General features: G+C 63.2%; 11 protein-coding genes. 2 read left to right on the top strand and 9 right to left on the bottom strand.

The genetic code is table 11. The features are described from left to right. Position 1: 1 nt before the first annotated feature. The 6 genes from FKL89_RS15455 to FKL89_RS15430 form a co-directional block, all read right to left on the bottom strand. A complete protein-coding gene (locus tag FKL89_RS15455) occupies positions 2–808 on the bottom strand; it encodes an IPTL-CTERM sorting domain-containing protein (protein ID WP_162527543.1) in 807 nt (268 codons plus the stop codon). Between the two features lie 216 nt (positions 809–1024). After that, positions 1025–2566, bottom strand: coding sequence for a nitrogen regulation protein NR(I) (ntrC, locus tag FKL89_RS15450; RefSeq protein WP_156863646.1), 1542 nt, complete (start codon positions 2564–2566; stop codon positions 1025–1027). A 15-nt stretch (positions 2567–2581) separates the two neighbouring features. Then, positions 2582–3679 (bottom strand): nitrogen regulation protein NR(II), encoded by a 1098-nt coding sequence (gene glnL, locus FKL89_RS15445; RefSeq protein WP_156863645.1) that lies wholly within the window; start codon positions 3677–3679, stop codon positions 2582–2584. A gap of 54 nt (positions 3680–3733) precedes the next feature. After that, positions 3734–4252, bottom strand: coding sequence for a DUF4124 domain-containing protein (locus FKL89_RS15440; RefSeq protein ID WP_156863644.1), 519 nt, complete (start codon positions 4250–4252; stop codon positions 3734–3736). Positions 4253–4418: 166 nt separating this feature from the next. Continuing rightward, positions 4419–5831, bottom strand: a complete 1413-nt coding sequence (gene glnA / locus FKL89_RS15435) for a type I glutamate--ammonia ligase (RefSeq protein ID WP_156863643.1) — start codon at positions 5829–5831, stop codon at positions 4419–4421. Positions 5832–6305: 474 nt separating this feature from the next. Then, positions 6306–7643 (bottom strand): alginate export family protein, encoded by a 1338-nt coding sequence (locus FKL89_RS15430; protein ID WP_162527542.1) that lies wholly within the window; start codon positions 7641–7643, stop codon positions 6306–6308. 202 nt (positions 7644–7845) lie between these two features. Between FKL89_RS15430 and FKL89_RS15425 the strand changes: the two genes are divergently transcribed. Next, complete coding sequence (locus tag FKL89_RS15425; RefSeq protein ID WP_156863641.1) at positions 7846–8523, top strand: methylamine utilization protein; 678 nt, start codon at positions 7846–7848, stop codon at positions 8521–8523. A gap of 7 nt (positions 8524–8530) precedes the next feature. Beyond that, a complete protein-coding gene (locus FKL89_RS15420) occupies positions 8531–10903 on the top strand; it encodes a putative bifunctional diguanylate cyclase/phosphodiesterase (RefSeq protein ID WP_156863640.1) in 2373 nt (790 codons plus the stop codon). A gap of 13 nt (positions 10904–10916) precedes the next feature. Here FKL89_RS15420 and ccmI read toward each other — a convergent pair whose 3' ends face one another. Genes ccmI through FKL89_RS15405 form a run of 3 tightly spaced genes read right to left on the bottom strand, consistent with a single transcriptional unit; the run spans position 10917 to position 14727 of the window. Further along, positions 10917–12176, bottom strand: coding sequence for a c-type cytochrome biogenesis protein CcmI (gene ccmI, locus FKL89_RS15415; protein WP_156863639.1), 1260 nt, complete (start codon positions 12174–12176; stop codon positions 10917–10919). Beyond that, entirely contained in the window at positions 12173–12736 is a 564-nt protein-coding gene (locus FKL89_RS15410; RefSeq protein WP_337786213.1) for a cytochrome c-type biogenesis protein, read from the bottom strand. The genes ccmI and FKL89_RS15410 overlap by 4 nt, the downstream gene beginning before the upstream one ends. Next, positions 12736–14727 carry a heme lyase CcmF/NrfE family subunit gene (locus tag FKL89_RS15405; RefSeq protein WP_156863638.1) on the bottom strand — a complete coding sequence of 664 codons (1992 nt, stop codon included), beginning with the start codon at positions 14725–14727 and terminating at the stop codon, positions 12736–12738. Before FKL89_RS15405 ends, FKL89_RS15410 begins: the two co-directional genes overlap by 1 nt. Positions 14728–14730 lie beyond the last annotated feature (3 nt).

The raw sequence follows: 14730 nt of genomic DNA, 5'->3' as shown, positions 1-14730 counted from the left end.
GTCAGGCGCGACGGCGCGACCACCATGCACCGCCCAGCAGCAGCAAGCCCAATGCGCCGAGGGTGTATTCGTTCGTCGTGGGAACAGGCGTTGCCGCCGTTGCGCCTGGTGTGACGACGGAAGAACCGAAGCCATCGAGATAAGCGTAGCCCGCGTGTGCGGAGGGCTCGCAATCCGAAGCCAACAGGTAAACCTCGATCGAATCGCCCAGATCGGCATCGGGCACGATCACGTCAGCCGCTTTCCACGGCAGATAACTCCATCCGCTTTGGCTCGGCACCGGTTGAAACTGCGTACCCGTTTGTGCAGCGAACGAGAAATCCTCGTACAGCGTGGTGTTCTTCGTCACGTTTCGCACGCGCAGGTAGAAGAACGGCTGACCGTTGGGGGCGTGCCCGCCATCGTTGAGCACCACGGCATACGAGAACCGGACGTGCAATTTGTTGTCGCTGCTGTCGCGGTCAGCGTTCGTGATGGTGTCGGCCTGGCTGATGAAATTGGCAATGCCGCCGGTCGCGGTGTTGTTGACGCGCGCGGTGGCGGTGCCGGCGTACGGCAGCGCCAGCGGCGCCCCCTTGAGATCAGGACCCGCAGTCACCACGGCGCCACGAAAAGCGCCGCCAGCGCCGATGTTGAGGCTGCTGCCCGTAAACGGCTGTGACCCGGTGAGCCCGTTGTTGACGCCCGACCCGGTGGTCCAGCCGGAGAAATTGCCGCTCTCGAAGCCGCCGTTCTGGAAGATGGCGGCAGCTGGAAAAGCCATGGCGGCCACGGATGCGCAAAGGACTACGCGTGCAATCTTGTTCATATGCCCCCTTACGTTGATATTGATATTGACAAAATTTTGCCAAGCAAGCATAGCAGACCGGCGTCGGAAAACCTTGGCGAGCGTCCGGTTTCCATCGATGCAGCCCGCGACGCTCCGGCTGCGGTTCGCCTAGCGTTGTCGGCCGGTGCGGTTGCGCGTCAGCCCAGGGACGGACGGCCGTGGGGGAAGCCGCCGCCCAGACGCGTCGCGGGTGACTCAAACATCGTCATCCAACCCATACTCGTGAATCTTGCGGGTCAGCGTGTTTCGACCCCAGCCGAGCCACTCGCTGGCCTCGATGCGGCGCCCTTTGGTCTGCGTCAACGCGGAGCGGATCATGGTGGTCTCGAACTCGCGGGTGAGGCGTTCGCCGGGTGCCTGTTCGCCGTGCTGAATGGCGGCAGCCAGCGCCGCAGCCAGCGCCTGTTGCCAGTCGCCACTGACGGCGGGTGAGCCCGACGCGTGATGGTTGCCATTGAACGCAACGGTTGCGCCCGGCGTCACGCCGGTGGCTTCTGTCATGACAGCGGGAACGGTCGCCGGTCGATCCTGCGGCACCGCAGTGGCGGGGGCGGCGACCGCTTCCGCTGTCGTGCTGCCGGCAGCCGCACCGCGCACTTCGGGCGGCAGATCGGCGACATCCACCTGGCTGCCAGGTGCCATCACCGTGATCCAGTGGCAGATGTTTTCGAGCTGGCGCACGTTGCCGGGGAAGCTGAAGTTCTGCAGCACCTGCATCGCGGCTGCGGTCAACACCTTTGCCTCGCCGCCCAGCGTCTGCGCGCTCTTCGACAGGAAGTGCTTCATCAGCAGCGGCACATCCTCGCGCCGCTCACGCAGCGGCGGCAGACGCAGTCGCACGACGTTGAGGCGATGCAACAGGTCTTCGCGGAACATGCCTTGCCGCACGCGCTCGTCAAGGTTCTGGTGGGTGGCCGCGATGATGCGTACGTTTGACTTCATCGGCGCCTGGCCACCAACGCGGTAGTACTCGCCGTCCTGCAGCACGCGCAGCAGACGCACCTGCAGGTCGGCCGGCATGTCGCCGATCTCGTCGAGGAACAGGGTGCCGCCCTCGGCCTGCTGGAAGCGGCCCTGCCGCGTGGCCGCAGCGCCGGTGAACGAGCCGCGCTCGTGCCCGAAGAGTTCGCTTTCGAGCAGATCCTTCGGGATCGCTGCAGTGTTGATGGCGATGAAGGGCTTGCCTTTGCGCGGACTGTGCTCGTGCAGCGCGCGGGCAACCAGCTCCTTGCCGGTGCCGGACTCGCCGGTGATCAGCACGGTCACGTGCGACTGCGACAGCCGGCCAATGGCGCGGAAGACATCCTGCATCGCGGCGGCCTTGCCGAGCATTTCACGCTCGCCCGCTGTACGTTCCTCGCTGCTCGGTGCCGTCTCGGTGACGGCGGCCGCGCGGCGAATCAGGTCCAGCGCCTGCTCAACGTCGAAGGGCTTCGGCAGATACTCGAAGGCACCGCCCTGAAACGCCTGTACAGCCGTATCGAGATCGGAGAACGCCGTCATCACGATCACCGGCACCTGGGGATGCGCGGCCTTGATCTTCTTCAGCAGCGAGAGACCGGATTCGCCAGGCATGCGCACGTCGCTGACCAGCACGGCGGGTGTCTCGTTCTCCAGCGCGTTCTGCACATCAATCGCGTTCTCGAAGCTGCGCCACGGCAACCCCTCACGCGACAGCGCTTTTTCCAGCACCCAGCGGATGGAACGATCGTCGTCAACGATCCACACGTTTTTCATGTCTTGCTCTCTCTGCTACTTGTCTGCTTCCGACGGGTGGTCGAAGGGCAGGATGACCCGGAACTCGGTGTGTCCCGGTTCGCTGTCCACCTCGATGGCGCCATAGTGTTGGGCGACAAAGGTTTGCGCAATCGACAGGCCGAGACCGGAGCCGGTGCCGTCGGTGCGCGTGGTGAACAGCGGATAAAAAATGCGATCGCGGATGTCGAGCGGAATGCCGGTGCCGTTGTCGATAACCGAGACTTCCAGCGCCATGCGGTAACGTCGCTTGGCCAGCACCACCTGGCGGGCGACACGCGAACGCAGGGTGACGTGCGGTGCCTTGACAGTGGCTGTGGACTGGCACGCGTTGCGGGCGATGTTGAGCAGCACCTGCGTGATCTGCTCGGCGTCACACTCAACTTCGGGGAGGCTGACGTCGAAATCCGGCTCGATCACGTGCGTGCTGCCGAATTCGTTCTTCAGCAGTTGCAGTACGCGGTCAAGCAGTACGTGGATGTCGGTGCGCACGTAACGCGGCAGCTTGTGCGGCGTCAGCAGGCGGTTGACCAGATTCTGCAGGCGATCAGCCTCGGCGATGATGACCTGGGTGTACTCCACCAGTTGCGGTTCATTCAACTCGCCTTCGAGCAACTGCGCAGCGCCACGAATGCCGCCGAGCGGGTTCTTGATTTCGTGGGCCAAATTGCGCACCAGCTCGCGGTTGGCCTGATTTTGCTCGGCGATCTTGGCCTCGCGCGCGATTTTCAGCTGCTGGTCGATGTGGCGGAACTCGACGATCAGTTGCGGCTCGTCGGGCGCCACGCTGTCGAGGAAGCTGGCAGTGCAGTTGACCAGCAGGCGCGAGGCGCCATTCGAGCCGGCGGCCTTGCTGGCGAGGTGCAGTTCAAGTTCCTGCTCGGTGTAGCTGGCGCGATGGGTGAGCGCGAGTTCGAGGGCGGGCGCCAGGCGGTCAGCGTCGCGGAGGACGTCACCAATGCGGGCACCAACCAGTTGCCGGCGCGATTGCGCAAACAGGTTTTCAGCAGCGGGGTTGGCGTAGACGATCCTGTGGTCGCGCTTGAGCAGCAGCACCGCAGTGGAGATGAGATCGAGTCCGGCCGTATCCGTCATGGCCCCGTTTTAGCAAGAAGGGGGCCAGCCTGTCGAAGCAGTGCAGCCGCGCTGCTACAGCTTGAGGTTCGACAATTCCTGCTTCAGCGAGGCGACGTTGCGCTCATGATGGCGCATGGTCTGTTCGATCTGCTTGACGCGATCGATGTACTTCGGCGAACCGAGGCCTTCATCGGCCAGTGGCAAGGGTTTGCCGTTGTTGTAGGACACCCGCGCTTCGTTCAGCAGTTTTTCTTCCGACGCCAGTTCGTCAGCAAGGACCTGTCGTCGCGTACCGTCGCGCGTCTTTTGCGTGCTGGAATCAACCGCTGCCGCCGCAGTCCCGGCACTCGCATTGGCCGAGGTCGAAACCTTGACGGCCCCACCCCGGTTGGGTTTGTTGCCGGTTGGAATTTCGGAAAGCGTATCGCCGGTGCTCATGCGCACCGCACCCTTTTTGGGCTGGTTGGTGTACTCCACCGTGCCGGTGACCGGGTCCACGTATTTGTAGATTTCCGCCTGCGCCAGACCAGCAGCTAGTGCCAGGCTGATGGCTACAAGTCTCGCGACGGCGGAACTTTTAACGGAGAACATGGCGGAAAGTTTAGTCAAAACAGACACTTAGCGCAAATTTTGCGGAAACAACAATAAAAAAGGCAGGTTTCCCTGCCTATTTTGGAGTGGGCAGTACCGCATCGGTTCCACCCTGACTCGCTGCTGGTGCACTTGCTCCAGTGGCTGGAGCCGCGCGCCGGCCTGTTTACATCGAGTAGTACATGTCGTACTCGAGCGGATGCGTGGTCATGCGGAAACGCGTGACTTCTTCCATCTTGAGCGCGATGTAGGCATCGATCATGTCGTTGGAGAACACGCCACCACGGGTCAGGAACTCGCGATCCTTGTCGAGGTACTCCAGCGCCTGGTCGAGCGACGAGCACACGGTCGGGATCTTGGCATCCTCTTCCGGCGACAGGTCGTAGAGGTTCTTGTCAGACGGCTCGCCCGGGTGGATCTTGTTCTGCACACCGTCTAGACCGGCCATCAGCATCGCTGCAAAGGCGAGGTAGCTGTTGGCCATCGGATCGGGGAAGCGCACTTCGATGCGGCGGGCCTTGTCGGACTGCACGTACGGAATGCGGATCGAGGCCGAGCGGTTACGCGCCGAGTAAGCCAGCTTGACCGGTGCCTCGAAGCCGGGAACCAGACGCTTGTAGCTGTTGGTGCCGGGGTTGGTGATCGCGTTCAGCGCGCGGGCATGTTTGATGATGCCACCGATGTAGTACAGCGCGAATTCGCTGAGGCCGGCATAGCCGTTGCCCGCGAACAGGTTCTTGCCATCTTTCCAGACCGACTGGTGAACGTGCATGCCCGAGCCGTTGTCGCCAACGATCGGCTTTGGCATGAAGGTCGCCGTCTTGCCGTACAGGGCGGCGGTGTTCCAGATCGCGTACTTGAGCACTTGCGTCCAGTCGGCGCGTTGCACCAGCGAGCTGAAGCGGGTGCCGATTTCGCATTGGCCGGCGTTGGCCACTTCGTGGTGGAACACTTCGACCGGCACGCCCATTTCTTCGGCGGCCAGCACCATGGCGTTACGCAGATCCTGCAACTGGTCGACCGGGGGTACCGGGAAGTAGCCGCCCTTGACGGTCGGACGATGGCCCTTGTTGCCGCCTTCGTGCTTGGCATCGGTTTCCCACGCGGCTTCTTCCGAGAAGATCTTGCAGTAGGAGCCGGACATGTCAACTTTCCACTCGACGGAGTCGAAAATGAAAAATTCCGGTTCCGGACCGAAGTAGGCGGTGTCGCCCACACCGGACGCCTTGAGGTACGCCTCGGCGCGCTTGGCGAGCGAACGCGGGTCGCGGTCGTAGCCCTTGCCGGTGGACGGCTCAATGACGTCGCAGGTGATGTTGAGTGTCGTCTCTTCGACGAACGGGTCGATCACGGCAGTGGCCGGGTCCGGCATCAGCAGCATGTCGGAGGCTTCAATGCCTTTCCAGCCGGCAATCGAGGAGCCGTCGAAGGCGTGGCCCTCGGTGAATTTTTCGGCGACGAACTGGTGGTGCGGCACCTGTACGTGCTGCTCTTTGCCGCGGAAGTCGGTGAAGCGGAGGTCAACGAATTTCACCTCCTCATCTTTGATTTTCTTGAGGACGTCGGCTCCAGTGGCCATGCGAGTTCTCCTAGCGCTGAAGTTAAGTGGTGCGTTTGTCAGGTGGCTTGCAGCGTTGGTATTGGCTCGCCGGGGCGGGCACACGTCGCGCTGTTTGCAACGCACAATGCAGAAAACATGCCATTGCCACGTCGCTCCAGACGCAATGCTAGCCGGTCGCCCGCGATGGTGCAGCGGCGGCGCCTGGCCGCATGCTGGCGCTGCCTTCGATAAAACGTGAGGTATCGTGCCGCGCGACGCTTAACTCCCGGACCGCACCAAAACAATGCAATCAGACGATAGGGCGATTGGTTGGCGATTTATTTTGGTGCATAGAGAGATTTGCACCAAAACAATGCGTTACGTCATTACCTTTTTCAGGAAGGCAATCTTGAACAAGGTCTCCGACATGATTTTGGCAAAAGTCGACTTTTGCCAATATGCAGCTCATAGTCCAATGCAGATGGGCACTTCAGCAGAAAGATGTAGCAGCAGTCAGTAGCGGTAAGTCAACGTCAGCCACGTCTTGTTGACCGAGTTTCGCTGCGGCGTGTCGCGGCCGGCGCGGAAGCGGGCGAGTTGCAGGCGCGCCTCCGTGTCAGCGCGCAAGTGGTAGGTAACGCTCGCATCCCACTCGTCACCCAAGTCTAGCGCGCCCCATGCCGAGCGGAAGCGGTGGTATTCGGCCCGCGCTTCAAGCGCCGCGAAATTGCCACGCATCGTCAACCAGCTGTCGCGCAGACCGGCGCGCGGCGTGGTGGTGAACTGCAGCGCCCAACCGTTGAAGGCGTAGAAGTCGGTGAGCGGGGTCTGAAAGCCATAGTCGCCGCGACGGCTGCCTTTTTCTTCGTGATCGGCGCGTAGCGTCCAGACGTCGTTACCGACACCGGCGCCTAGCCGGTAGTAGCGGGCGGCAATGCGGGCGTCACCGCTGCCGATGGCGCGCTGCCATGCGACCTCGCCCAGGTAATTGGCGCGCAACGCCCCGGGCAGGCCCAGTTCTCCCTCGGCGCGCAGCCCGACGATGCGTTGTGCGTTGCTGGCAAAGCCGGTCTGGGCACCGGTGGCGGCGTTGTTGTGCCAGTAGCCGTAGGCGACCAGCGATTGGCCCGGCGCCGGATTCCACGCCCCATGAGCGACCGTCAGGCGCAGTGGGGAGGTTTCACCCAGCACGCTGCGCATCCGCCAGTAGTGGCCAAGGATCAGTTCGGCGTTGCCGATACGCTGGCTGTTGATCGTGATGCCGTCGAATACCTGCGGCGTCTGCCGGAAATCGACATCACTGATGAAGCGCTCGTCGTCCAGTTTGAGGATCTGGCGGCCGACGCGAACTTTCGTGGCGTCGAACCCGCTGTAGTCGAGGTGAAGCTGGTTGATGCTTTGCCGCGCTGGATCGGGCAGTAGCGGATAAGGTGATGAGGCAAAGCGCCTCGGGTCATCATTCAGCCGATGGGGGCCGACGATGCCGGTGAGAATCGCCTGGGCAGTGAGCCGAAGGTCGTGTGCCGGTGCCGAACGCCAGCCGACGAGCGCGCGCACGGTGGTGACCTCCGTCGTCTTTGGCTTGGCAGTTTCGGTGATCAGGTTGAAGCGCGGGCGCACCTCCAGCAGCAAACTGCCGCTGGTCAGTGCCTCGCTCAGGCGCAGGTTCGGGTTGGTGGTGGCGTCATCGCCGGCGCGTGTGGTCGTCGGTGAAATCGCGAGTGCGCACAGGAACGCCCGCGCTGCAAAGGCGTACGTTCTCGGCTGCCAGCCGCATGCAACATCGCGGTCGCGCGCACGCGAGGTCGAGGCGGGCGATGGGAGAAAGATGGCTGGCGGGCGCGATATCAAGTGGGGGCGGCAATGTCCGGCGCCGAAAAACACAAAAGTGCCATGCGCCGGGCTCAATGAAGTCCTATCCTATCTTCTTTGCGGCCTGGCAAGAACGCGGCCGGCTGCGCCGGCGTGAACGCGACCAGCTGCTGTGTTAGCTTCGCCACAAGTAACAGGCTCACGTATGGAATCATTTCTGCTTTTCCTGCGGTCCCATGGCATGGCAACAGCCCATCCGCTCTGTCGCTGGCGTCAATTTGCTGTCGCACTGTTCTGTGCTGGCTGCGCGGTCATCGGGGTGACCGTCAGCGCCGCGCCGCTAGCGGCAATCGTGCGCGATGCGGCAGGTGCTGTGGTCGCAGACGCCGTCGTCTATGCGATACCGGCAGCCGGCACTGCAGCCGGCCCGCGCAGTGCACGCAATGTCGTCATCGAGCAGGTTGGGCGCGAATTCGTGCCCTATGTGACGGTGGTGCAGGCCGGCACTACGGTCGCGTTCCCGAACCGCGACAAACTTCTACACCACGTCTACTCGTTCTCGCCGACCAAGACGTTCGAGATCAAGCTGTATTCAGGCGCCGCGCCATTTGATGTGCTGTTCGACAAGGTCGGCGTGGTCACCATTGGCTGCAATATCCACGACTGGATGATCGCCTACGTTTATGTGGTCGATACGCCATATTTCGCCCGCAGCGATAGCGCCGGCAAGGCAGCGGTCGGTGAAGTGGCTGCCGGCGAATACGATCTCTATCTGTGGCACCCTCAGCAGCGCAACCAGCCGGCCACAACACGACTGAAACTGGACGGCAAGACCGCCGCCGAGCTGGCGCTGACCATCGACGTCACGCCGCGCCGGCAGAAATTCAAACCACCGGCGAACCCGGCCAGCTACCAGTAAGCGTCGCGTGAAGCTCGTGCCGGCCAGCCTGCGCGTACGGATCATCGTACTGTTCTCGGCGCTGCTGATTGTTTTGCAGGTGCTGGGCTATCTGTTGCTCAATCGCGCCAGCAACGAAATCGCGCGTGACACGCTGGCACTGGAGCTCGGCGTTGGCGAACGCATCTTCTTGCGCTTGCTGGAACAGAACCGCAACAGGCTCGAAGAGAGCGCCAGTCTGCTCGCGTCCGATTTCGCCTTTCGCACGGCCGTCGGCACCGGCGATATCGCGACGGTGACTTCCGTGCTCGCCAATCACGGCGCACGCGCGTCCGCAGCGGTGATGATGCTGATTTCGCTCGACCAGATGGTGGTGGCGGATACCGTGCGTCCGGAGGCACGCGGCAAGCCGTTCGGCTTTCCGGAGCTGACGCGCAGCGCCGAAAGCGACGGCAAGGCGTCTGGTGTGGTGCTGCTCAACGGCAAGCTTTATCAACTGGTGGTGGTGCCGGTACTGGCACCAACAGCCATCGCCTGGGTGGGCGTCGGCTTCAATATCGATGATCGCACGGCGGACGATCTGAAGCGCCTGACCGCGCTGGAGGTCTCGTTTCTCAGCCGCAACCGCAACGGTGGATGGCAACTGCATGCGTCGACGCTGCCCGAGGCGGTCCGCAGTGGCTTGCCTGCTGTGATGCCGGCGCCGGGCCAACCGGGTGAGGTCAGCGAGCACGGCAGCGCTACCGAGATTGAGCTTGCCGGCACTGCATATCAAGCGCGTGCGGTTGGCATTGAGCGACAGGGCGACACCCAGTTCACCGCCGTTCTGCAGCGCACGGTTGCGGAGAGTCTGCAACCGTTCCGTCGCGTTACTGCCGCGTTTCTTTCTCTGGCTGCGGCCAGTCTCGCGCTGTCGGTGCTGGGTAGCGTGCTGATCGCGCGCAACATCACGCGTCCGCTCAATGAGTTGGCGGCGCTGGCTGGGCGCGTCGAGCAGGGCGACTACACAGACCGCGCGGCCACCGGGCAGCGCGGAGAGATCGGCGCGCTGGCGTCCAGCTTCAATCACATGCTTGATGGCATTCTGGCGCGCGAGAAGGAGAATCTGCGTCTCGCCTTCGAGGACCATCTTACTGCCTTGCCGAATCGTGCGCGCTTTCATGAGCGCCTGCGTGCTGCGCTCGACGCGTCACGCTCATCGCGGCAGCCGCTGGCTGTGCTGGTGCTCGATCTTGACCGCTTCAAGTTCGTCAACGACACGCTGGGGCATCCGGTGGGCGACCGGGTGCTCAGCGCGGTGGCAGCGCGGCTGGCGTCTGTGCTGTCACCGGGCGACACGGTAGCGCGTCTCGGCGGCGACGAATTCGCCATCCTGCTGCCGGCGGGTGATTCAGCACATGCCATGACAGTGGCAACGCTGGTGCAGAAGTCACTCGAAGCGCCGATCATCGTCGATGAACAGCCTATCGACATTGGCACCAGCGTTGGTGTTGCCGCCTATCCGCAGCATGCCGATGACGCCGACGATTTGCTTCGCTTTGCCGATATCGCGATGTATGCCGCCAAACGCAGCAAGAGCGGCATCGCGGTTTATGACCCGCACTACGAACAGTACCGCGAAGCGCATCTCACGCTGCTGGGGGAATTGCGCCGTGCCATCGAGCAGGGTGAGTTGCGCCTGTTCTACCAGCCGAAGTTCGCCATCGCGTCCGACCGTGTCACTGGCGTTGAGGCGCTGGTGCGCTGGCAGCACCCGGTACGCGGGGTGCTGCCGCCGTCAGAGTTCATTCCGTTCGCCGAGCAGACCGGAAACATCCGCATGATCACGCGCTGGGTGATCGCTACGGCGGCCGCGCAATGCGGCGCCTGGCGGGTGGCAGGAATTGAGCTTGCGGTGGCGATCAACGTGTCAGCGCGTGACCTGCTGGATCGTGATCTGGTGAGCGTGATTGATGCCGCGCTGCGCCGCCACGCGGTGCCGCCGGCCCTGCTCTGTATCGAACTGACCGAAAGCGCGCTGATGGAAGACCCTGGCCGTGCGCGGGCGACGCTGCACGCGCTGCGCGATCTTGGTGTGCGGCTGGCGATGGACGACTACGGCACCGGCTACTCGTCGCTGGCTTACATCAAGGACCTGGCACTCGACGAAATCAAGATTGATCGCGCGTTCGTTACCGCAATCGACGCCAACTCGCAGAATGCCGCCATTGTGCGGTCAACCATCGAGCTTGGGCACAGCCTGGGCATGATGGTGATTGCCGAAGGCGTCGAGACGGAGGCGGAGCTGCGGCATCTGCAGGCATTCGGCTGCGACTATGCGCAGGGCTACCGCATTAGCCGGCCGATGCCGGCCGACGATATCCCTCGCTGGATGGCCGCACGGCAGCGCCGCGTCAGCTAAGCCGGAAACGACGCTACTGACCAACGCGCTGGTCGATGCGAATCGCGCTGGTTGCCGGCAGCTTGGTGCTTGTCTTCTCGCTTTGCCAGTCGCCGTTCTGCGCCGTCGGCTGGCCATTAAGCGATAACCGCGCCTGCAAGGTCACTTCGGCACCGTCTTTCAGGCCGGCGCCGCCAATCATCGCGTCTGCGGCGTTGAGCAGGACCGGTTTGTCGAGCGAGCCAACGTCGATCCGCTTTGCTGCGAGCGGCGGACCGCGGTCGGCACCAGTGGCGCGTACGATCAGAAAGACGGCCGATGATGCCGTCGCCGCTTTCCTCGCATCAGGGCTCAACTGCAGTTGCAAAGTTGCCAACGGGGCGCTGCTGGCAGCCGCAGTGGCGGTTCCGTTGCCACTTGTACCTGCCCCGCGCGACTTGATATCGGCGAGCGCGTTATCGGCAATCTGCGCGAAGCCCGAATTCGCCTCAACCAGCGAGCGGGCGAGAGAAAAGGTCTTTTCCGCCGCTGCAAACTGGCTTTGCTGGATCTCCCAGGTACCTTTCAGCAGCAGGGCCTTCGGGTTGCGTGGGTCGATGGCCAACGCCTTGTTGACCAGTGCGATTGGCTGGCCATCGATCTTGCCCTGACCCTGCCCGGCGGCGGCGTCGGCATAGTCGGCCCAGACGTCGGCATCGTCTGCGGCCAGAGCGGTCGCCTTTTCGTACGCCTGCAGTGCCTCTGCGAAGCGGCCCACCGACGATTTGGCGCGCGCCAGCAGCAACCAGCCCTTGAGATCGCCCGGGTTCTGCTTCAACCGCTCTTCCGCCATGCGGAACAGCTCGTCCATCTGCTGATCGGCGTTTTGGGCAGTGGTTGCTGGCGCCGGTGGGCGCACGACTTCGGGAATGGCAGCAGCGGGCGAGCCGATCAGCAGGTAGCTGCCGATCGCCAGCAATGGCACCGTCACGCCCAGCGCAACGGCCGTTCTTGGATAGCGACCAGCACTGACCACGCGTTCTGCTTCAGCCTCCGCCAGCACGCGCGACTGCAGTTCGCGCTCGGCTTCGGCCAGTCCCTCGGTTGTGAGCAGACCAAGCTGATGGTCGCGACGGGCCTCAGTCAGCTCCACACGCAGCGCGTCAACATTGGTGTTACCGATGTCAGTGTCATTCGCCTGATCACGGCCTGCGACGGTCGCTACACGTCGCGCCAGCAGCGGACGCAACAGCAACCAGAGCACCATGATTGTGATGAAGAGGATGGCAGCGACGAGTACGATGGCAGGATTCATGACGGGGTACGTGGCTGGGTTTCGCTGGCATCCGGGCTGACGGATGAGTTTGCTGTGTCGCCCAGCAGCGCGCGGGCGCGGGCACGCTCGGCGTCGCTGAGCTCGCCGCTGCCGGTCCGGGCGCCGGACTGCCGCAACCGGCGGGTGAGCAGGAACGCCGCAAACAGCAGCACTGCAAAGGGCCCGAGCCACAGGGCGACGGTAGCTGCCTTGAGTGGCGGCTTGTAGAGCACAAAGTCACCAAAGCGGTCGGTCATGTACTGCTTGACCTCTTCTTCGCTCTTGCCTGCTGCGAGTTGGGTACGTACCTGATCACGCAGATCGCGGGCGACCGGTGCATCGCTGTCGGCAACGGTCTGGTTCTGGCAGACGAGGCAGCGCAGCTCGGTGGAGAGCGCCTTGACGCGGGCCTCGAGCGCCGGGTCTGCCGCAGTGGATGAAGCGGATTGCGCCAGTGTCACCGTCATGGCGAGCGCCGCGGTCAACCCGGCAACGGTCGCGATCACGCCGCGATGGCTGTCGCGTACCGATTGGATTGATGGCATGGCAGGTGCAGACATCATTCCGCTCCTGCGGCGGCCGCGTTGCCGGCTACCGCTTCACGCTGCGCCCGCCGCGCACGGCGATAGCGCGGATCGAGCGCGCCGAGCAGCCCGCCCAGCGCCATGATCACGCAGCCAATCCAGATCCAGTTCACCAGTGGCTTGTAGTGCACACGCACTGTCCATGATCCCCCGCCCAGTTCATCGCCGAGCGACACGTAAAGATCTCGCAACGGCGAACGGTCGATGGCGGCCTCAGTCATCGGCATGGACCGCTGTGATGCGTAGAAGCGCCGCTCCGGCGTCAGCGTGCCGACGACGCGCCCATCGCGCGAAAGTTCGAAACTGCCCCGCTTGGCGTTGTAGTTGGGACCGGCGATATCGGTCACGCCGAGAAACTTCACATCGACGCCCGCCACGCTTTTGGTCTGTCCAACGGTCAGCGCAACGTCGTGCTCTTTCTCGAAGGCTTTTACGGCAGTGACGCCGATGATGAAGGCCACAACGCCAAGATGCGCTATCTGCATGCCGTGGAACGCAAGCGGGATCTGCTTCCATTTGTTTGCGGTACTCGCCATGCCAGACGCGTGGCGCAGCCGGTCGCGATAGCCATCGATCACCCCCCACGAGAGCCACGCTGCGAACGCCATGCCGCAACAGGCGAGCAGCGAAAAACGGCTGCCAAGCAGCGCACAGGCGACAAAGGCAACCGCTGCGGCAATGGCGGGCGCGATCATCCGACGCAGCAGACTCTTGCCGTCGTCGTCCTTCCAGCGCGCGTTCGGGCCGACCCCCATCAATGCAATCAAAGGCAGCATGATCGGCACGAAGACGATTTCGAAGTAAGGCGGCCCGACACTGACCTTGCCAAGACCGAATGCGTCCGCCAGCAACGGGTACAGCGTACCCAGCAATACCGCGCCGGCCGCGACAACCAGCAACAGGTTGTTGCCGAGCAGGAAGGCTTCGCGCGACAGCAATCCAAAGCGCCCGCCGTCGTTGACCTTCGGCGCCCGTAGCGCGTAGAGCGTCAGCGAGCCACCGATGATCGCCACCAGGAAAGCGAGGATGAATACGCCGCGCTTCGGATCGGTGGCGAAGGCGTGCACGCTGGTCAGCACGCCGGAGCGCACGAGGAAGGTGCCAAGCAACGACAGCGAGAAGGCAGCAATGGCGAGCAATACGGTCCATGCCTTGAACGCGCCACGCTTCTCGGTGACAGCCAGTGAGTGAATCAGCGCAGTGCCGACCAGCCAGGGCATGAAGGAAGCATTCTCCACCGGGTCCCAGAACCACCAGCCGCCCCAGCCCAGCTCGTAGTAAGCCCAGAAGCTGCCCAGCGCAATGCCGCAAGTCAGAAAGATCCACGCCGCAATGGTCCACGGCCGGCTCCAGCGCGCCCAGGTGGAGTCCAGTCGCCCACCCCATAGTGCCGCGATGGCGAAGGCAAACACCACCGCCATGCCGACGTAGCCCATGTAGAGCAGCGGCGGGTGGAAGATCATGCCCGGGTCTTGCAGCAGCGGATTGAGATCGCGGCCTTCTGGTGCGGCCGGAATCAGCCGCTCGAACGGATTTGAGGTGAGCAGCGTGAAGGCGAGGAACACCGCAGTGATGGCTGCCAGCACCACCAGTACGCGGGCAACCATGACATCGGGTAACTGCTTCGAGAATTGCGCCACGGCGGCGCTCCAGCCGGTGAGCATCAGCACCCACAGCAGCATGGATCCCTCGTGTGAGCCCCAGGTCGCGGAGATGCGGTATTGCAGTGGCAGCAGCGAATTGGAATTGGTCGCCACGTTGAGCACGCTGAAGTCGCCAGCGGCAAACGATTGCATCAGGCACAGAAACGCAAACAGCACCAGTGCAAACAGCAGCAGCGTTGCATTGCGGGCGAACGCCACCAGTGCCACACCGCGGCGCAGATTGGCAAAACCGGCGACGCCGGCACTGGTCAGGCAGACAAAAAATGCCAGAACGAGGGCGAAGTGACCGAGCTCGGGGATCATGAG

The sequence above is a fragment of the Casimicrobium huifangae genome, assembly GCF_009746125.1.
GTDB classification, from domain to species: domain Bacteria; phylum Pseudomonadota; class Gammaproteobacteria; order Burkholderiales; family Casimicrobiaceae; genus Casimicrobium; species Casimicrobium huifangae.
Note: the sequence above shows the minus strand (reverse complement) of the source record. Positions and strands in the feature narration are given on the sequence as shown.

What these genes read in the sequence shown, in the direction of transcription:
- FKL89_RS15455 (WP_162527543.1), bottom strand. Translation starts at nt 808, where the DNA reads ATGAACAAGATTGCACGCGTAGTCCTTTGCGCATCCGTGGCCGCCATG.
- ntrC (WP_156863646.1), bottom strand. Translation starts at nt 2,566, where the DNA reads ATGAAAAACGTGTGGATCGTTGACGACGATCGTTCCATCCGCTGGGTG.
- glnL (WP_156863645.1), bottom strand. Translation starts at nt 3,679, where the DNA reads ATGACGGATACGGCCGGACTCGATCTCATCTCCACTGCGGTGCTGCTG.
- FKL89_RS15440 (WP_156863644.1), bottom strand. Translation starts at nt 4,252, where the DNA reads ATGTTCTCCGTTAAAAGTTCCGCCGTCGCGAGACTTGTAGCCATCAGC.
- glnA (WP_156863643.1), bottom strand. Translation starts at nt 5,831, where the DNA reads ATGGCCACTGGAGCCGACGTCCTCAAGAAAATCAAAGATGAGGAGGTG.
- FKL89_RS15425 (WP_156863641.1), top strand. Translation starts at nt 7,846, where the DNA reads ATGGCAACAGCCCATCCGCTCTGTCGCTGGCGTCAATTTGCTGTCGCA.
- ccmI (WP_156863639.1), bottom strand. Translation starts at nt 12,176, where the DNA reads ATGAATCCTGCCATCGTACTCGTCGCTGCCATCCTCTTCATCACAATC.
- FKL89_RS15410 (WP_337786213.1), bottom strand. Translation starts at nt 12,736, where the DNA reads ATGTCTGCACCTGCCATGCCATCAATCCAATCGGTACGCGACAGCCAT.
- FKL89_RS15405 (WP_156863638.1), bottom strand. Translation starts at nt 14,727, where the DNA reads ATGATCCCCGAGCTCGGTCACTTCGCCCTCGTTCTGGCATTTTTTGTC.